The organism is Kitasatospora sp. NBC_01300, from assembly GCF_041435235.1.
Taxonomy (GTDB): domain Bacteria; phylum Actinomycetota; class Actinomycetes; order Streptomycetales; family Streptomycetaceae; genus Kitasatospora.
Window position 1 is genome coordinate 1,777,111 of the sequence record NZ_CP108408.1, and the last position, 18,189, is coordinate 1,795,299.

General features: G+C 74.9%; 17 protein-coding genes. 11 read left to right on the forward strand and 6 right to left on the reverse strand.

From position 1 onward, the window contains the following. Window positions 1-6: 6 nt before the first annotated feature. The gene (locus OG556_RS07845) at window positions 7-2,346 is read right to left on the reverse strand and encodes a SpoIIE family protein phosphatase (RefSeq protein WP_371516478.1); all 2,340 of its coding nucleotides are present in this window, start codon (window positions 2,344-2,346) and stop codon (window positions 7-9) included. Between the two features lie 390 nt (window positions 2,347-2,736). Further along, on the reverse strand, window positions 2,737-3,252 hold the full coding sequence (locus tag OG556_RS07850) for an ATP-binding protein (protein WP_371516479.1): 516 nt from the start codon (window positions 3,250-3,252) through the stop codon (window positions 2,737-2,739). Between the two features lie 554 nt (window positions 3,253-3,806). Between OG556_RS07850 and OG556_RS07855 the strand changes: the two genes are divergently transcribed. From OG556_RS07855 to OG556_RS07870, 4 genes are all read left to right on the forward strand, one after another. Next, on the forward strand, window positions 3,807-4,517 hold the full coding sequence (locus OG556_RS07855; protein WP_371516480.1) for an urease subunit gamma: 711 nt from the start codon (window positions 3,807-3,809) through the stop codon (window positions 4,515-4,517). Beyond that, on the forward strand, window positions 4,514-6,229 hold the full coding sequence (locus tag OG556_RS07860; RefSeq protein ID WP_371516481.1) for an urease subunit alpha: 1,716 nt from the start codon (window positions 4,514-4,516) through the stop codon (window positions 6,227-6,229). Before OG556_RS07855 ends, OG556_RS07860 begins: the two co-directional genes overlap by 4 nt. Before the next feature lie 59 nt (window positions 6,230-6,288). Beyond that, entirely contained in the window at window positions 6,289-7,335 is a 1,047-nt protein-coding gene (locus OG556_RS07865) for an agmatine/peptidylarginine deiminase (protein ID WP_371516482.1), read from the forward strand. A 124-nt stretch (window positions 7,336-7,459) separates the two neighbouring features. Then, entirely contained in the window at window positions 7,460-8,059 is a 600-nt protein-coding gene (locus OG556_RS07870) for a TetR/AcrR family transcriptional regulator (RefSeq protein ID WP_371516484.1), read from the forward strand. 31 nt (window positions 8,060-8,090) lie between these two features. Here OG556_RS07870 and OG556_RS07875 read toward each other — a convergent pair whose 3' ends face one another. Together OG556_RS07875 and OG556_RS07880 are read right to left on the reverse strand one after the other, a co-directional pair. Beyond that, window positions 8,091-8,738 (reverse strand): response regulator, encoded by a 648-nt coding sequence (locus OG556_RS07875; protein ID WP_371516485.1) that lies wholly within the window; start codon window positions 8,736-8,738, stop codon window positions 8,091-8,093. Continuing rightward, the gene (locus OG556_RS07880; protein ID WP_371516486.1) at window positions 8,723-10,003 is read right to left on the reverse strand and encodes a sensor histidine kinase; all 1,281 of its coding nucleotides are present in this window, start codon (window positions 10,001-10,003) and stop codon (window positions 8,723-8,725) included. Before OG556_RS07880 ends, OG556_RS07875 begins: the two co-directional genes overlap by 16 nt. 146 nt (window positions 10,004-10,149) lie before the next feature. Here OG556_RS07880 and OG556_RS07885 point away from each other — a divergent pair, with 146 nt between their 5' ends. Beyond that, a complete protein-coding gene (locus OG556_RS07885; RefSeq protein ID WP_371516487.1) occupies window positions 10,150-10,620 on the forward strand; it encodes a hypothetical protein in 471 nt (156 codons plus the stop codon). Between the two features lie 61 nt (window positions 10,621-10,681). On the opposite strand, the gene OG556_RS07890 is transcribed toward OG556_RS07885, so the two are convergent. Beyond that, on the reverse strand, window positions 10,682-12,208 hold the full coding sequence (locus tag OG556_RS07890; protein WP_371516488.1) for a hypothetical protein: 1,527 nt from the start codon (window positions 12,206-12,208) through the stop codon (window positions 10,682-10,684). A gap of 330 nt (window positions 12,209-12,538) precedes the next feature. Here OG556_RS07890 and OG556_RS07895 point away from each other — a divergent pair, with 330 nt between their 5' ends. The 4 genes from OG556_RS07895 (at window position 12,539) to pth (ending at window position 15,251) form a co-directional block, all read left to right on the forward strand. Then, window positions 12,539-13,060 carry a hypothetical protein gene (locus tag OG556_RS07895; protein WP_371516489.1) on the forward strand — a complete coding sequence of 174 codons (522 nt, stop codon included), beginning with the start codon at window positions 12,539-12,541 and terminating at the stop codon, window positions 13,058-13,060. Between the two features lie 103 nt (window positions 13,061-13,163). Then, complete coding sequence (locus OG556_RS07900) at window positions 13,164-13,829, forward strand: DUF3105 domain-containing protein (protein WP_371516490.1); 666 nt, start codon at window positions 13,164-13,166, stop codon at window positions 13,827-13,829. 92 nt (window positions 13,830-13,921) lie between these two features. After that, window positions 13,922-14,554, forward strand: a complete 633-nt coding sequence (locus OG556_RS07905) for a DUF305 domain-containing protein (protein ID WP_371522613.1) — start codon at window positions 13,922-13,924, stop codon at window positions 14,552-14,554. Between the two features lie 97 nt (window positions 14,555-14,651). After that, the gene (pth, locus tag OG556_RS07910; protein ID WP_371522615.1) at window positions 14,652-15,251 is read left to right on the forward strand and encodes an aminoacyl-tRNA hydrolase; all 600 of its coding nucleotides are present in this window, start codon (window positions 14,652-14,654) and stop codon (window positions 15,249-15,251) included. A 60-nt stretch (window positions 15,252-15,311) separates the two neighbouring features. On the opposite strand, the gene OG556_RS07915 is transcribed toward pth, so the two are convergent. Continuing rightward, the gene (locus OG556_RS07915) at window positions 15,312-16,859 is read right to left on the reverse strand and encodes an MFS transporter (protein ID WP_371516491.1); all 1,548 of its coding nucleotides are present in this window, start codon (window positions 16,857-16,859) and stop codon (window positions 15,312-15,314) included. Between the two features lie 177 nt (window positions 16,860-17,036). On the opposite strand from OG556_RS07915, the gene OG556_RS07920 reads away from it, so the two are divergent. Beyond that, window positions 17,037-17,543, forward strand: coding sequence for a MarR family winged helix-turn-helix transcriptional regulator (locus OG556_RS07920; protein ID WP_371516492.1), 507 nt, complete (start codon window positions 17,037-17,039; stop codon window positions 17,541-17,543). 117 nt (window positions 17,544-17,660) lie between these two features. Beyond that, window positions 17,661-18,179, forward strand: coding sequence for a GNAT family N-acetyltransferase (locus OG556_RS07925; protein WP_371516493.1), 519 nt, complete (start codon window positions 17,661-17,663; stop codon window positions 18,177-18,179). Window positions 18,180-18,189 lie beyond the last annotated feature (10 nt).

An 18,189-nucleotide genomic window follows, 5' to 3' on the forward strand; every position in this document is an offset into this window, starting at 1 on the left:
CCGGATTCAGCCGCTGAGCTCGAACCACATCCGCTTGCCGGACCCGCGCGGCTCCACGCCCCAGGAGTCCGCCAGCGCCTCGACGAGCATCAGACCGCGCCCGGAGGAGGCCTGCTCCCCCGGGGTCCGGCGGGTCGGCCACAGGTCCGACTCGTCCTCCACCTCGACCCGCAGCCGGGCCCGGCCGCCGTCCGAGGCCGGCTCCCGGTAGAGCCGGGCGGTGAACATGGCGTCCCGGTCGGTGTGCCGGATGGCGTTGGTGACCAGTTCGGAGGAGAGCAGTTCGGCGGTGTCGATGAACTCGGCGACGCCCCAGCGGCGCAGCGCGTCGCGCAGCTCGGCCCGGACCTCGGAGATCCGCGCCAGGTCGGCCTGGCCGATCCGGCGGCGCAGCTGCTGGGCGGCCAGGCCGCCGGCCGGACCGTCCCAGCGCAGGAGCAGCAGCGCTATGTCGTCCTCGCGCTCGCTGGAGTCGGCGGCCTGGGAGGCGATCCGGTCGGCCAGGTCCTCCAGCGGGTCGCGGGCCGACTCCTCGGCGGGCGGCAGCGGGCGGGCGAACGCCCGGGTGAGCCGGGCGATGCCCTCGTCCAGGTCCATGCCGCGCGCCTCGACCAGGCCGTCGGTACAGAGCAGCACCGTCTCGCCCGGGTCCAGGCTGAACCGGGTGACCCGGTACTCCTGGTCCGGGTCGATGCCCAGCGGCAGCCCGCCGGCCACCGGCACCACGGCAGCCGTGCCGTCCGCCCGGCGCACCACCGGGTCGAGGTGGCCGGCCCGGACGGCGTAGACCACGCCGTAGTCCACGTTGACCTCGGCGTAGGCGCAGGTCGCGAAGTGGTCGGTGTCCAGGTCGGCGAGGAAGCGGGAGGCGCGGGCCATCACCGCGGCCGGCGGGTGCCCCTCGGCCGCGTAGGCGCGCAGCGCGATCCGCAGCTGGCCCATGATCCCGGCGGCGTGCACGTCGTGGCCCTGGACGTCCCCGATCACCAGGCCGACGTGCCCGCCCGGCAGCGGCACCACGTCGTACCAGTCGCCGCCGATCTGCAGGCCGGAGCCGGCCGCCAGGTAGCGCACGGCGGTCGTCACCCCCGGCACCGACGGCACGGTGCGCGGCAGCATCACCCGCTGGAGGCCGGCCGCCAGTTCGTGCTCGGCGTCGTGCAGCCGGGCCCGGGCCAGGGACTGGGCGACCAGCCCGCCCAGGGTGGACAGCAGGGTGCGCTCGTCCGCGTCCAGCTCGCGCTCGTCGTCGAAGCTGACCACGCAGACGCCGATCGCCCGCCCGCTGGCCACCAGCGGCAGGAACGCCCAGGAGCCGCGCCCGGTACGGCTGGTGGGCTCCCAGACCTCGGGGTAGGACGCGCGGAACTCCTCGCGGGTCGGGATGAACACCGGTGCCCGGTGGCGCACCGCCTCGGCGGCCGGGTGCCCGGCCGGCAGCACCGTGCGGTCCCAGACCGCCAGCGCCTCGGTCCGGTAGCCGGAGGCGCCGAGCACCTGCGCCCGGCCGGCCTCGAAGGAGGCCAGCACCAGGCCGTCCGGCGGCAGCCCGGGCAGCGGCAGTCCGGTGAACACCCGGGCCACGTCGCGGACGGTGACGGCTTCGGAGAGGGCGCGGGCCGCCTCCTTGATGAACCGGGAGCGCTCCTCGCGCAGCAGGGCCATCCGGTCGGCGCGGTCGCGCTTGTGCAGTTCGACGGTGGCGTCCCAGACGAAGCCGACCATCCGCGAGGCCCGGCCGAAGGCGTCCGCGAGCACCCGGCCGCGGAAGCGCACCGCGCGCATGGTGCCGTTGGGCCCGACGGTGCGGTAGTAGGCGCCGCACTGGCCCAGTTCGGCCACCGCGCGCTCGACCCGGCGGCGCACGACCGGCGCGTCCTCGGGGTGCAGCAGGGCCAGGAAGGAGCCGGCGGTGCGGTCGAAGCGGCCCTGGTCCATGCTGTCCAGGCCGATGATCGCGCAGGCCCGGTGGTCGCCCTCCAGGACGTCACGGCGGATGTCCCAGTCGAAGGAGCCGATGCCGTTGGCGGCCATCGCGGGCTCCAGCCAGTCCGGCATGGTGTCCGCGGAGGCGGGCGGCAGGCTGCCGGGGAGCACCGTCGCCAGCCGTCCGGCGGCGAGCGCGGGCGCCGGGCGCGGCACGGGCCGGCGCACCGTCTGCGCGGGCGGCTTCGCCCGGCCCGGCCCGGCCGCGGCGGGGCCGGCGGGGGGCTGGTCGACCGTCACGGGAGCGGTGGGGCCGGCGGGGTTCGGACCGGTGGTGTGGGTGGAGGCTGCCTGCTGCGGTTCGGCGGTGGGCGCACCGGGTGGAAGCGCCGGCCCCGGCGACTCGGGCTCAGTGGGCATGCTGCTCCTGCCGCTGCCGTGGCGGACCGTGCCGACCGTCCGGACGGGCCGCGTGGCGGTGTGATGGGTGGTGCTGGATCGGACGGTGTCGACGGGCGGGGTCGGTCGAGGTTCGGTCTCCCCGCTGCTTCCCGCACGTGGACACACATTCCCACCATCCTGTCCAATGTTGGGCCGAGCGGCAATGGCAACGGGCCGGAAATCTTCCGCTCCGCCTTCTGTTCTGGGCATGCTTCGACGGCGAATGAATCGACGGCGAACGGTGCGGCGGGCCGCGCGCCCTCGCCCACCCCGCGCCCCCACACGCCCCGAGCGCCCCGTGCCCGTGTCCGCGCCCCGCGCCCGTACCCCGCGCCCGTGCTCCGCGAACGGCCGGGCTCAGGGCAGGGTTCAGGGCAGGGCGAGCTCGAACCAGGTGACCTTGCCGTCGCCCCGCAGCTGCACGCCCCACGCGTCCGCGAGCGACTCCACCAGCAGCAGGCCGCGCCCCGAGGTCGCGTACTCGGCGTCCGGATCGCGGCGCCGGCCGGGCAGCCGGGTCGTGCCGTCCTGCACCTCGATCCGCAGCCGGTGGTCCGACCCGAGCACCGCGTCGAACACCGCGCCCTTGCCGGTGTGCAGCAGCGCGTTGGTGACCAGCTCGGAGGAGAGCAGTTCGGCGGTGTCCGACAGCTCCGGCACCCCCCAGTGGCTGAGCGCCGTCCGCAGCCGCCGGCGGACCGCGCCGACCGCGACCAGGTCGGCCGGGTCGAGCGTCAGGTGCAGCCGGCGGTGCAGGGCGCAGCCGGGGGCCGAGGTGCCCGGCAGGGTCGTCCCGGTGCCACCGGCGGCGCCCGGGGCGGGCCCGGACCGGTAGGTGTCACCCGAACTCGTCCGCTGCCGCGGGAATCGCGACTGACCGTCCATCAACACATGCCCCCGCCCTCGAATCCGGGCCCCCGCCTCCGGATCCCCCGCCGGCCGGGTGGCCCCCACGTTCTGACCACCCATCCTCATGCCCAGTTGACGGCGTTTGCAACAGTGTGCGTCCGATCACGTGGGGTGAAAGGGGCACGGGGAGGTTCACGTGATCCAACTGCCCGCGCCGGACAGGTTTGCGAAGCGCAGAGCCTGTTTTCGAGCCCGCCCCTGCTCGATCCCGCGCACGCCCGGCGCCCGGGCGCCGGCCCGCGCCGCCCTCCCGCTCCCCGTCGCACCCCGCCGAGCGCCGGGCCCCGGCCGGCCCCGGCCCGCTCCGTGCGCCCGGCGCACCCCGGCCGCGCCGCCTTCCCCGCAGGCCTTCACCCCCGCCGCCCCGGGCCTTCACCCCCGCCGCGCGCCCGGCGAGCCGAACCCCTGCGGACCGGCAACGCTGGACAGGGCGGCCCGGTCCGGGTTCAATGGCCCGAGATGTTTGAACGACGTTCTAACATTGCCCCCGAAAGCCGCCCCCCTCCCCCGGCGACCGCGAGCGAGGAACCGTGCGACTGACCCCCACCGAGCGGGACCGGCTGCTGATCTTCACAGCAGCCGAACTGGCCCGCGCCCGCCGCGCCCGGGGCGTACGCCTCAACATCCCCGAGGCCACCGCCCTGATCGCGGACGCCGTCTGCGAGGCCGCCCGCGACGGCCGGCGCCTGGCCGAGGCCATCGAGGCCGGTCGCAGCGTGCTCACCGCCGCCGACGTGCTGCCCGGTGTGCCGGACGTCGTCACCGTCGTCCAGGTCGAGGCCGTCTTCGACGACGGCACCCGCCTGGCCGTCGTCAACGACCCGTTCCGGGGCGCCGGCTCGCTCGGCGACGAGGCCCCCGGCGGCGCGCTGATCGGCGACGGCGCCGGCTACGACCCGGTCGAGGAGACGGTGCTGCTGCCCGTCCACAACACCTCCCAGGTGCCGATCTCGGTCACCTCGCACTTCCACTTCTTCGAGGCCAACCCGCGCCTCGCCTTCGACCGCGCCGCCGCCTACGGCACCCACCTGGCCGTCCCGGCCGGCTCCTCGGTGCGCTTCGACCCGGGCGCCACCGTCCAGGTCGGCCTGGTGCCGATCGGCGGCGAGCGCGTCGCGATCGGCTTCGCCGGCCTGGTCGACGGCCCGCTGGACGCGCCCGGCGCGAAGGACGCCGCCCTGGCCAAGGCCCGCGCGACCGGCTACCTGACCGCCTTCGACGACGCCGAGGTGCCGTCATGACGTCCATCACCCCCCATGACTACATCTCGGTGCACGGCCCCCGGGCCGGCGACCGGATCCGGCTCGGCGACTCCGGCCTGATCGTCCGGGTCGAGTCCGACTCGCAGGCCCCCGGCGAGGAGTTCCTGGCCGGCTTCGGCAAGACCGCCCGCGACGGACTGCACCTCAAGGCCGCCGCCGTCCGCGACACCTGCGACGTGGTGATCAGCAACGTCCTGGTGATCGACGCCGTCCAGGGCATCCGCAAGACCTCGATCGGCCTGATCGGCGGCCGGATCGCCTCGATCGGCCGCGCCGGCAACCCCGACACCCTCGACGGCGTGGACGTCGTCGTCGGCACCGGCACCACCATCGTCTCCGGCGAGGGCATGATCGCCACCGCCGGCTCCATCGACACCCACGTCCACCTGCTCTCGCCGCGGATCATGGAGGCCTCGCTGGCCTCCGGCGTCACCACGATCATCGGCCAGGAGTTCGGCCCGGTCTGGGGCGTCGGCGTCAACTCCCCCTGGGCGCTGCGCCACGCCTTCAACGCCTTCGACGCCTGGCCCGTCAACATCGGGTTCCTGGCCCGCGGTTCGTCCTCCGACGCGGCCCCGCTCGTCGAGGCCCTGGCCGAGGGCGGCGCCTCCGGCTTCAAGGTCCACGAGGACATGGGCGCCCACACCCGCGCCCTGGACACGGCGCTGCGCGTCGCCGAGGAGTACGACGTCCAGGTCGCCCTGCACACCGACGGCCTGAACGAGTGCCTGTCGGTGGAGGACACGCTCAAGGTGCTGGAGGGGCGGACGATCCACGCCTTCCACATCGAGGGCTGCGGCGGCGGACACGTCCCCAACGTGCTGAAGATGGCGGGCGTGCCCAACGTCATCGGCTCCTCCACCAACCCCACCCTGCCGTTCGGCCGCGACGCGCTCGGCGAGCACTTCGGCATGATCGTCTCCGCCCACGACCTCAAGACCGACCTGCCCGGCGACGCCGCCATGGCCCGCGACCGCATCCGCGCCGGCACCATGGGCGCCGAGGACGTCCTGCACGACCTCGGCGTCATCGGCATCACCTCCTCCGACGCCCAGGGCATGGGCCGCGCCGGCGAGACCGTCCGCCGCACCTTCGCCATGGCCGGCAAGATGAAGGCCGAACTCGGCCCCCTGGACGGTGGCTACGGCACCACCGAGGGCGGCGACGACAACGAGCGCGTGCTGCGCTACATCGCCAAGCTCACCATCAACCCCGCCATCGCCCACGGCCTCTCCCACGAGGTCGGCTCCATCGAGGTCGGCAAACTCGCCGACATCGTGCTGTGGCGCCCCGACCACTTCGGCGCCAAGCCGCAGCTCGTCCTGAAGGCCGGCTTCCCCGCCTACGGCGTGGTCGGCGACCCCAACGCCTCCACCGACACCTGCGAACCCCTCGTCCTCGGACCGCAGTTCGGCGCCCACGGCGCCACCGCCGCCGACATCTCGGTCGCCTTCGTCGCCCAGGCCGCCGCCGACGGCGCCTACCTCGACCGCCCCGCCGACGGGCTGCCCACCCGCCGCCGCCGCGTCGGCGTCCGCAACACCCGCGGCATCGGCCCCCGCGACATGGTCCGCAACGCCCGGGTCGGCCGCGTCGACGTCACCCAGACCGGCCTGGTCTCGCTGGACGGCGAACCGCTGCGCTCCGAACCCGCGGACAGCGTCTCGCTCAGCCGCCTCTACTTCCTCTGACACCTCCGCCGACGCTTCCGTCGGCACTTCCCCCGAACGCCTCCCCCTAGGACTCCCGGATGACCACCCCCACGCCCGCCTCCCTCGGCTACCGGATGCCCGCCGAGTGGCACCCGCACGACCGCACCTGGATGGCCTTCCCCACCACCAACCCCACCTTCGACACCCCCGAGAACCTGCACGCGGGCCGCGAGGCCTGGGCCGCCGTCGCCAACACCATCGTCCGGTACGAGCCGGTCACCCTGGTCGTCAACACCGGCGAGACCGCGGACGCCCGCCGGTACGTCTCCGAGCAGGTCGAGATCGTCGAGCGCCCGCTCGACGACGCCTGGATGCGCGACATCGGCCCGTCCTTCCTGATCGACGGCAAGGGCTCGCTGGCCGCCACCGACTGGATCTTCAACGGCTGGGGCGCCCAGTCCTGGGCCCGCTGGGACAACGACCAGCACATCGCCGAGCACATCAGCGAACTGACGGGCGTCCAGCGCTTCGCCTCCCGGCTGATCAACGAGGGCGGCGGCATCCACGTCGACGGCGAGGGCACCGTCCTGGTCACCGAGACCGTCCAGCTCGGCGAGGGCCGCAACGCGGACTGGACCAAGGAGGAGGTCGAGGCCGAGCTGCACGCCTTCCTCGGCACCACCAAGGCGATCTGGCTGCCGCGCGGACTCACCCGCGACTACGACGAGTTCGGCACCCGCGGGCACATCGACATCGTCGCCTCCTTCGTGCGCCCCGGCGTCGTCGTCGCCCACGTCCAGCCGGACCCCGCCCACCCGGACCACGCCGTCTGCCAGGAGCTCGTCGCCATCCTGCGCGCCGCCACCGACGCCCGGGGCCGGGCGCTGGAGGTCATCGAACTGGCCGCCCCCACCGTCCTGCTGGACGAGGACGGCGAACCGGTCGACTACTCCTACATCAACCACTACGTGGCCAACGGCGCCGTGATCCTGTGCGCCTTCGACGACCCGCGCGACCAGGAGGCCGCCGCCGTCCTCGGCCGCGCCTACCCGGGCCGCACCGTCGAACTCGTCGACGCCCGCGAGATCTTCGCCAACGGCGGCGGCATCCACTGCATCACCCAGCAGCAGCCGAAGTCGGCCTGATCCCAGGCCACTTGGGGCACCTGGACCACCTTGGGCACCAGGGCCACCCGGCTGCCGGGGCGGGGGCACCTCCCCCGCCCCGGCAGCCTTCCGACCCCCGCACCACCGAGGGAGCGCACCGCACATGGCCGACCCCCGCCCGCGCCGACCGGCGCGCCCCCGCGAGGAGGTCTTCGCCACCGCCCGGGCCGCGATCGCCGAACACGGGCTCGCCAAACTCACCATGGCCGGGCTCGGCAAACAGCTCCAGATGAGCGCCGGACACCTGCTCTACTACTTCGGCAGCAAGGACCAGCTGCTGCTGGAAACCCTCCGCTGGAGCGAGGACCAGCTCGGCGCCCGGCGCCGCGACGCCCTCGCCGACCGCTCGCGCGACCCCTGGCAGCGGCTCGACGCCTACCTGCGCCTCTACCTGCCCGACGGGGCGGGCGATCCGCGCTGGATCCTGTGGGTCGAGGTGTGGGGGCGCTCCCCCGCCAGCGCCGAGATCCGCCAGGGGCAACAGGAGATCGAGGCGCCCTGGCAGGCCGACCTGGTCGCCCTCATCGAAGAGGGCACCGCCACCGGCCACTTCACCCCCGGGCCCGCCGCCGACCGGGCCACCCAGATCCGCGCCCTCCTCGACGGCCTGGCCGTCCCCCTCGCCATCGGCCTCCCCGACACCCACCGCCCCGCCGCCCTCACCCAGGCCGGCGCCGTCACCGCGATCCTCCTGCGCAACTGACCCCGGGGGGCTACGGCGGGGTGGACAGGCCCTACGGCTTGTTCAGGTACGTGAGGACGGCGCGGACGCGGCGGTTGGTGTCGTCGTCGTCGGTGATGCCGAGCTTGCCGAACATCGCGGTGGTGTACTTGCCGATGGCGCTCTCGCTCAGGAAGAGCCGGCGGCCGATGGCCTGGTTGGAGAGCCCCTCGGCCATCAACCCCAGCACGGCGTACTCGCGTTCGGTGAGCCGTTCGAGCCCCCGGCTCGGTGGCGTGGTGGACAGCAGCCTCGCGATGACGGCCGGATCCATGGCCGTCCCCCCGTCCGCGACGCGCTCCAGGGCACCGATGAACTGGTCGGCGTCGAACACGCTCTCCTTGAGGAGGTAGCCGACACCGCCGGAACCGTCGGACAACAGCTCCCGGGCGTACAGCTGCTCGACGTGCTGGGAGAGGATCAGGACCGGCAGCCCGGGCATCTCGCCGCGGGCGGCGAGGGCCGCCCGCAGCCCCTCGTCCGACTGGGTCGGCGGCATGCGGACGTCGATGACGGACACGTCCGGGCGCCACCTGCGCAACGCGTCGAGCGTCTCGGGCCCGGTGGCGGCCGTGGCCACCACCTGGTGCCCGCAGGCCTCGATCAGGCGGACCATCCCGTCGCGCAGGAGGTAGAGGTCTTCGGCTACAACGATTCGCATGGCACCGTCATCCTGACACGGGTCGGACCGCCCGACGGACTGGTGACCTCCAGGGTGCCGTCGAAGGCCGCGAGCCGGCGGCGCAGGCCCGCCAGCCCGCCGCCGGCCCGGACGCCGGCCCCGCCCCGGCCGTCGTCCTCGACCTCGGCGACGACCACGGCGGCGACACCGGTGCCGTCCCGCGTGAGGGAGATCCGCACCCCGGACGCCCCGGCGTGCCGGACGGCGTTGGTCAGCAGCTCGGCGACGCCGAAGTAGACGGCGGACTCGATCGGCGGGTCCAGGCTCAGCGGGGCGTCGGCGCTCACGGTCACCTCCAGCGGGACGTCCAGGGCGAGCGCGCGGACGGCGTCGACGAGCCCCCGCTCGCTCAGCACCGGCGGGCTGATCCCCCGGATCAGGTCGCGGAGTTCGGCCAGCGAGGCGGTGGCACCAGCCTGCGCGTCCCGCATCAGCGCCCTGGCCTGGTCGGGGTCACGCTCCATCAGCTTCCCGGCGGTCGCCAGGGAGAGCCCGAGCGCGACCAGGCGGGCCTGCGCCCCGTCGTGCAGGTCCCGTTCGATCCGGCGGATCTCGGCGGCCTGCGCGACCGTCACGTCCGCGCGCTGGGCGGTCAGTTCCGCGACCCGCTCCGCCAGCGCCATCGCCGGCGACGGGCGCAGGAAGCGGACCGCCACCGGCACGACGGGCCGCCAGGCGTACGGGGCGGAGGCCACGGCCACGACCGCGCCGAACGCCCCGGCCAGGCGCGCGGCGGGTTCCGGCCCGCCGAACCCGAGGACCGCCAGGGCCGCCACGACCGCCCCGGCCGGCGGGAGGCACGCGAGCAGGCCGGCGGTGAACGGCGCGATCCCCGCGAACCGCAGGTCGCGCCAGTTCGCCGGGTCCCGCCAGCGGACCCGCCAGCGCTGGTCCATCAGCGCGTCCCGGCGGGTGCGCTCGTAGGAGAAGCCGTTCCACCAGAACCCGGTGGACATCCGCGTCACCGGCCCGGCCTGCCGGTATCCGGCGGGGATCACCGTGCCCGTCCACCGCGCGACGAGGAAGCGGACGGCCCGGCAGACGGGTCGGGGCAGGGCGAGCGTGCCCACGCCCACCAGCACGAACGGCGCCGTCCACGACCACGGGTTGCCCGCCCCCCACCAGACCCCCAGCGCCACGGCCGCGGCCCACACGGCCGGCAGCAGCAGGCAGACGGCCGCCACCACGCACGCCCGCACGAACCCCACCCCGGCGCGCGCCACCCACGAACCCAGCCGTCCCACGTCTCTCCCCTTCCGTACGGTGCTCCCACTGTGCACCGTGCCGAGCCCGCCACCGCCCCGATCGGCCGGGGAGTGGGGCTGGCCCCACCCACCCGTGGGCCCAGACCGATACCGCCCCGGCCGGGCGGTTCGTAGCGTCGGTGGACATGGACACCAACACGCACAGCACAGGCACGCACAGCACGGACACTCCCCACGCGCCCCGGGCGGAGCTGCTCCACGACCCCCGTACCCGGCGCGCCTTCGGCACCGTGACGGCCGGCGTCAAGGTCTACGGCGCGCTCGGCACCGTCGCGTTCCTGGCGGTCGTCGCGGTGGCGGGCAGCGGCCACCCGGTGAACACGTTCATGTGGGTCCGGGCGGTGCTGCTGCCGGTGGTCGCCGTGCTGGTCCACCGGCTGGCGGTCGCTGCCTCCCGAGGGTCCCGCCGGGCCTTCGAACGGCTGGGCGCCCTCACCGTCGTCATGCCGGTCGCCATCATCGGCGTCGACCTGATCCCGGGCGTCTGCCCGCCCTGGTACGCCGCCGTGCAGGTCGTCTGCATGCTGCCCGTCCTCCGGGCCGCGGTCACCGTCCGCGGCTCCGCGCTGCGCGCCGTCTTTCCCAAGGCGCGCTGACCGGGTGTCGGGCGCGGCACCGGCGGGACGGCGGTGTTCCGAACCGTCGATCAGTCGGTCGTCATTCGGTCCAGACGGCGGCCGCCGTACGGTCGTCGGCGTAGCCCTTGGCGCGGACCTGGACCTGGCGGAGGAAGTCGACGGTGCCGGGCGGATGCGGGTGGGCCCAGTGGGTGGACAGGAAGTGGGCGACGGCCGGCTCGTCGGCGATCGGGCGGGCCAGGCCGGGGGTGCAGAGCAGCAGCACGTCGCCCGGGGTGGCGGGGACCAGCCGGAAGCGGAACGGCCTCGGCTCCTCCGACGGCTGCCGGCCGTCCGGGTGGTGCAGCAGGCGGGCCGCGTAGGCGTCGATCCAGTGCCCGGAGCGCAGCAGGTAGAGCCCGCCCGGGCCGACCCCGAAGGCCGCCCGGTGGCCGACCGCCGGGTCGAGCGACAGCAGCAGGCAGTGCAGCGAGGCCGGGGACGGCGTGCCGTCCTCCTCGTTCCCGGGCACGAGCGCGCGCAGCGGGGCGACGGCGCCGGTGGCGAGCCGCTGGAGGCCGTAGCGCAGCCGGTCCCGGGCGCCGTCGCGCAGGTCTGCGGCCAGGCCCTCGCGGCTGCGGCCGACCGCGGCGGCCAGCTGGCGGCAGGCCTCGCGGGTGCTGGTGGCGACGGCCTCCGGAGGGAGCGCCTCGTCGGCGGCGGTGCCGGTCCGGTCGATGCCGGCGAGCACGGCGAGCAGCAGTCCGTCCGGGCCTTCGCCGAACCTGGTGACCAGCAGCGCGTCGCGCCGCGACTCGCCCCGGTAGCGGGCGGAGTCGCCGCGGACGGAGACGGCGCGCAGGACGGACGACCCGTACTGGGCGCCCTCCAGGACGGTGTCCGGCACGAGCGCCCCGAGGACGCCCGGGTCCGCCTCCGGGACGGCGGTCGGCTCCGGCCCGTAGGTCGGCGGGCGCTCGCCGATGTGCGGCACGGCGGGGGCGTCGTCGGCGAGCGGCGAGCGGACGGCCGGGCGCGGGTCGGGGACGGTGGCGGTGGCGGTGGCGAGGGTGTCGGGTTCCTCGGCGGGCTCGGGCTCGGGCTCGGCTTCGGGCTCGGGCTCGGGCTCCTCGGCGGCGACCTCGGGTTCGGGTTCCGGCGCGGGTTGCGGCGTGGGCTCGGGGGTGGGCTTGTCCAGGGAGACCGGTGTGGGGGCGGTGTCGGCTTCGGTTTCCTGGACGTCAGGGGCGAAGACCCGCTCCTCGTCCGCCCGCTGGGGTCCGATGACGCCGATCGCGGTGTCGAACCAGTCGTCGATGCTGTCCCGTTCCGGCGCCTCGTCCGTTGCCGGCTCCGCTGCCGACAGCGACTCCGGCTCCGATACCGGCTCCGGCTCCGCTGCCGGCTCCGCGTCCAGAACCGGCCCCACGTCCGGAACCGGCTCCGGTTCGGCCGTGCGCTGCTGGCCGATGAGGCCGACCGCCGTCTCGAACCAGTCGTCGACGCTGCCGTCGCCGGGGTCCGCGTGCGGGGTGTCGGGGAGGGTGCCCGCCGGGCCGTCGTAGACCGTGTCCCACCAGCCGTCGTCCGGCCGGTGCGACTGTGCGGGGGCACCCTGCTTGCTCATCTGGCGGCTCCTGGTCGGTCCGTGGTCGCGCCGCCCCCGGCGGGGCCGGACTCGACGTCATTGTCTCCAAGTGCAACGACGCTGTCCGGGTTTCGGCGACAACCGGTCAGCGCCGGGCCGTTCCCGGCCACCGCGCCCACCTCGGGTTTCACCGGGGAGCCCGGCCCCGCGCCCACCCCCGGGTTCACCCCCGCGTTCGGTCCCGTTCCGTCCGTGCTTGCCGGATGTGCCCGGAGCAGGGCGTTTCCGGGGTGTTCGGGCCCGGGAGCGGCCGAAAATCGGGGCGGAGGAGGGGCATCGCTTCACTCGTTCGGCTGATTAAATGTGCGCATGACCGCGTCGGCCCCCAGCTCACCTCGACCGGGGAGGGCCGCACCGGCGGGCCGCCCGGTGGGTGTGCTGTGGGTCCTGCTGCTGGTCGCGCTGCTCACGACGCTGCCGTGCGCCAGCCAGTCGAAGGCGGTCGGCGCGCACGCCGCTCCGACGCCGACCACCGTCACCGCCGCCGTGACCACCACCATCACCGCCGCCACCGTCCCGACGGTCGCCGGCCACGGCCCGCACGCCGGCCCCGCCGCCAAGGCCTCCGACCAGCGCCAGCGCGCCGGGGAGCAGCGGCACTGGACGTGGTGCACCGCCGACGGCGGGCAGCCGCGCCGTGACAACGGCTGCTCCAGCCACCCGTACTGCGCGCAGGACGCCCAGCTTCCGAACCCGCCGCCGCATCCGCAGCCGGCCGCGTCACCGCTCGCGCCGGCAGCCGAGGCCCTGCCCAGGGTGGTGCCCGCCGGGCTGCTGGACGGTCCGCATCCGGCACCCGATCTACACGAGCTGCAAGTACACCGGTCCTGAGCGGAACCCACCGCCCGGCATCCGCCGGCGGATCCGCCCCTCCCCTTCTTTCAGCTGACCGCCGCGCCTCCAGCAGTGCGCGGCGGGGACAAGGACAACCACCATGGGTTCCGCCTCGAAGCAGTCCAGCAAGCAGTCCGGCAAGCCCGGCCCGACCGACCGCCGCGCCCGGATAGCCGAGCTGCGCGCCGGCGAGCAGCGCCGCGACCGCCGCAACAAGGTCATCGCCTCGGTCGCGGCCGGTGTGCTGGTGATCGGCGCGATCGCCACCGGCACCTGGATCGTCATGGACGCCAACCAGAGCAAGAAGAAGGAGCAGGCCGCCGCCAACGCGGACATCCCGGGCGTGCAGACCTTCGGCGAGCTGAGCCGCACCCACGTCAAGGACAAGGTCAGCTACCCGATGACCCCGCCGGTCGGCGGCGACCACAACGCGATCTGGCTGGACTGCATGGGCCACGTCTACGACCAGCCGGTCGAGAACGAGCGCGCCGTCCACTCGCTGGAGCACGGCGCGGTCTGGGTGACGTACAACGGCAAGGCGACGCCGGACGACATCAAGGCCCTGTCCGACAAGGTCAAGACCACCCCGTACTCGCTGATGAGCCCGTACCCGGACGAGAAGGGCACCATCACCCTGAACGCCTGGAGCACCCAGCTGATCGTGGAGAGCGCCAGCGACCCCCGGGTGAACCAGTTCTTCACCAAGTACGTCCAGGGCAAGCAGACCCAGGAGCCGGGCGCCTCCTGCACCATGGGGCAGATGTGACCGCCGACGCGGCGCCGCCCGAGGACGGTTCCGAGCACGCCGCCGAGGCGTTCGCGGACGAGGCCGGGGCGCCGCGCCCGGCCCGTCGGCGGCTGTGGTGGCCGGCCGCGCTGGCCGCCGCCCTCGCGCTGGCCCTCGGGGTGCCCGCCCTGGTGGCGAGCGGGACGTCGGCGTCCGGGTCGGCCTCGGTGGCCGTCCCGGCGGACGACTCGCCCGAGGCCGGGTTCGCCCGCGACATGGCGACCCACCACCAGCAGGCGGTGGACCTGTCGTTCATCGTCCGGGACCGCACCGACGACGAACCGACCCGCACCCTCGCCTTCGACATCATCAACACCCAGGCCAACCAGCGCGGGATGATGATGGGCTGGATCGACCAGTGGGGGCTGCCGCAGCACTCGGCGGCCAAGCCGATGGCGTGGATGAAGATGGGCCACGACTACCAGGCCCACGACGGTTCGCTGATGCCCGGCATGGCCACCAACACCCAACTGGCGAAGCTGCGTTCGCTCAGCGGGCGGGACGCCGAGGTGTACTACCTGCAGCTGATGATCCAGCACCACAAGGGCGGCGTCGAAATGGCCCAGGGCTACGTGGACCTGGCGAGGAACGACGCCGAGAAGCGGCTCGCCCAGTCGATGGTGGTCGCGCAGACCTCGGAGGTGCAGCTGATGACCGACATGCTCACGGAGCGCGGCGCCGCCCCCGGCGTGCCCGAGTCCTGACCCACCCCACTGCGCGTGTCCTGGACGGCCGGGGCGCGGTCGACGGTCCCGTACCGTGCGTACCGCGCCCCGGCCGTCCCGCGTCCGCGCCAAGCACCTGGAGCTCCCGATGACCCCCGCCGCACCCTGGCTGATCGCCGGACTGGGCAACCCCGGCCCGTGGTTCCGGCTGACCCGGCACAACGCCGGCTTCCTGACCGTGGAGCGGCTGGCCGAACGGCACGGCGCGCGGTTCCGGCGGCGCGGGATCGGCGCCCTGGTGGCGGAGATCGAGATCGACGGCCACCGGGTGGTGCTGGCCAAGCCGCAGTGGTTCATCAACCTGTCCGGCCGACCGGTGTCCGGCCTGCTGCGGCGTTACGGCGTCCCGGTCGAGCACCTGGTGGTCGTGCAGGACGACCTGGACTTCGCGTTCGGCACCGGACGGCTCAAGCGCGGCGGCGGCCCCGGCGGCCACAACGGCGTGCGCTCGGTGGGCGAGGTGCTCGGCACCCGCGACTTCGTGCGGCTGCGCTTCGGCATCGGACGCCCACCGAAAGGGCAGAGCGTCGGCGACTTCGTGCTGAAGAAGTTCTCGGACCATGAACAGGCCGCCCTGCCAGGGGTGTTGGACCGGTGTGCGGACGCGCTGGACACGCTGGTGCGACGCGGCCTCAACCGGGCCCAGGACGCGCTGAACGTCCGCTCGGAGGCCTAGCCAGGGCCGGAGGTCCGAGGGCGGAGGTCCGGGTCGGAGGCCCGAGGCGGAGGCCCCGGCTCAGGCCGGGCGGACCGGCCGGGTCAGGGCCACGGCCGCCACCGCGACCGCCGCGAGAGCGAGCAGCACCGTCCGGCCGCCGGCCGCCGGGCCCGCCAGGTGGACGCCGAGGACGGGCAGCGCGGTGCCGAGCGCCGTCCCGAGGCTGCGGGCCATGTTGACCATGCCGCCGCCGACCGCCGAGCACTGCGCCGGGATCGCCCGCATCACCAGCGCGTTGTTGGCCGGCAGCAGCAGTCCCAGCCCGTAGCCGGCGAGCAGCAGCGGCACCGCCACGGCCGCCCCGGAGACCGGCAGCAGCGCGAACAGCAGCAGCCCCGCGCCCGCGAGCACCGCGCCCGCGCGGCAGCGGGCGACGTCCGACCAGCCGCGCGGCAGCAGCGCGCCGCCGACGGTCGCGGCGAGCGCGAACGCGGCGGGCAGCAGGGTGATCACCAAGCCGGCCCGGGCCACCGGCACGCCCGCGCCGGTGAGCAGCACCGGGCCGAGCACGAGCGGGCAGAACAGCAGCAGGTAGCCGATCAGCGAGACCACCAGCCCGGACCGTACCCCGGGGGTGTTGACCAGGCCGGGCGCCAGGATCGGCCGGGCGGCCCGCCGTTCCTGACGGACCAGCGCGAGTGCGAGGACGGCGGCGGCGAGCAGCAGGACGGCGACGGCCCAGCCGGGCAGCGGCAGTCCGGAGGCGGTGGACAGGGCGAGCAGCAGCGCGGTGGTGGAGCCGGTGAGCAGCAGCAGGCCGGCCAGGTCGAAGCGGCCGCCGGGCGCGGTGACAGGCACGGCGCCGGGCGGGCTCACCGCGCCCGGCGCGAGCGGGCCGTCCTCGGTGCGGGGGGCGGGCAGGCGGGCGGCAGCTCCTGCGGGCGGGCCCCCGGTACCGGCGGCGGGCTGCTTCCCGGCACCGGCGGCGGGCAGGGGCCCGGTACGGGTACGGGGCAGCAGGAACCAGCCGGCCAGGATGCCCAGCACCCCGATCGGCACGTTGATCCAGAACACCCACCGCCAGGAGGCGTGCTCCACCAGCAGCCCGCCGAGGCTGGGGCCCAGCGCCAGACCGAGCCCCTGGGCCGCCGCCTGGATGCCGAGCGCGCGCCGCATCGCGTGCTCCGGGACGCCGCGCGCCACCAGGGCGACGCTGTTGGCCTGCATCATCGCGCCGCCGACGGCCTGGACGGCCCGGCAGGCAACCAGCACGCCGAGGCTGCCGGCGTATCCGGCGCCGAGCGAGGCCAGGGCGAAGACGGCGAAGCCGCCGAGGTACATGGTCTTGCGGCCGATGAGGTCGGAGAGCCAGCCGACCGGGGCGAGCAGCGCGACCAGCACCAGGAGGTAGGCGAGGGCGACCCATTCGACGGCCGCGAAGCCGGCGTCGAAGTGCCGGCCGAGGGCCGGGAAGACGAGGGCGGTGACGCTGGCGGTGAGCTGGCCGAGGAAGGCCCCGAGGCAGACGGTGCCGACGGCCAGCCAGTGGGCGTGACGCCAGCCGGCTATGCCGCGCGGCCGGGGCCGCTCGGTGAGCAGCCGCGCGGCAAGGGCGGTGGCGTTCATGCCACAAATATATCGGATGCAGATATGTTCTTTCTACGAGTTGCTCGCTTTCCGACGGGAGCCCGGGGGCGCCGAGTTCCACAGGGCCCCAGGGGTATCCGCAGAGTTCCGGGAGGCCCCCGCCCGACGGTGGACAGTCCGCCGGACCGGCCCGTACCAGGCGATACGCTGTCCGCCATGCCGTCGTCACCACACGTCCCCGACCCCGCCACCGAAACCCCCGAAACGGCGGTCGACCACGCCCGGCGGCTCACCGACACCGTCACCCGCCTGCGCCGCGCCCTGCGCAGCAGCATCCGCACCGACTACCCGTGGGAGTCCCTGCCCATGGCGCAGGTCGAACTCCTCCAGACCCTCGCCGCCGCCCCCCTGCGGGTCGGCGAACTCGCCGCCCGGCAGCGGCTCGCCCCCAACACCGTCAGCGGACTGATCGGCAAGCTCCTCGACGCCGGATTCGTCGACCGCCAGGCCGACCCCGGCGACCGTCGCACCGCCCGCATCGCCCTCACCCCGGCCGGCCGGCGCCAGCTCGACGACTGGCAGCGCGCCCACGAGCGCCGCATCGCCACCGCCCTCGGCACCCTCGACCCCACCGACCGCGACGCCGTCGTCCACGCGCTGCCCGCCCTCGAACAGCTCGCCCGCGCCCTTGCCGAGACCGGCCAGGGCCCCGACCAGACCTGAACCCCGGCCTGAACCCCGGCCTGGCCCCGGTCCGACCCCGGCCGAACCCTGGTCAGCACCCCCGGGCGCCCCAAAACCGCTGGTCGCCGACCCGTACGGACCGCTACCGTCCCCGGCATGAGCACAGCACAGGTACTGATCGAGCCCTGGACGGACGCCGACCTCGCACTGCTGCGCCGGGTCAACACCCCGGAGATGAAGAAGCACGTCGGCGGCCCGGAGACCGAGGAGCAACTCCTCGTCCGGCACCGGCGCTACCTGGACTTCGTCCCGTCCGGCCTGGGCTGCATGTACCGGATCGTGCTGCTCCCCGAGGGCGAGGCCGTCGGAACCGTCGGCTACGGCACCCGCACCTGGGAGGGCGAGACCGTCCACGAGATGGGGTGGAACGTCCTGCCCGGCCACCAGGGGCGGGGCATCGCCGTCGCCGCCACCCGCGCCGCCGTCGCGGCCGCCCGCCGCGAGGCCGCCCACCGCCACCTGCACGCCTTCCCCTCGGTGGACAACCCAGCCTCCAACGCGGTCTGCGCGAAGGCCGGGTTCAGCCTCGTCGGCGAGACGGACTTCGAGTTCCCGCCCGGGCGGTTCATGCGCAGCCACAACTGGCGGGTGGACCTGCGGGCGGCGGCGGGCTGAGCCGCGCCGC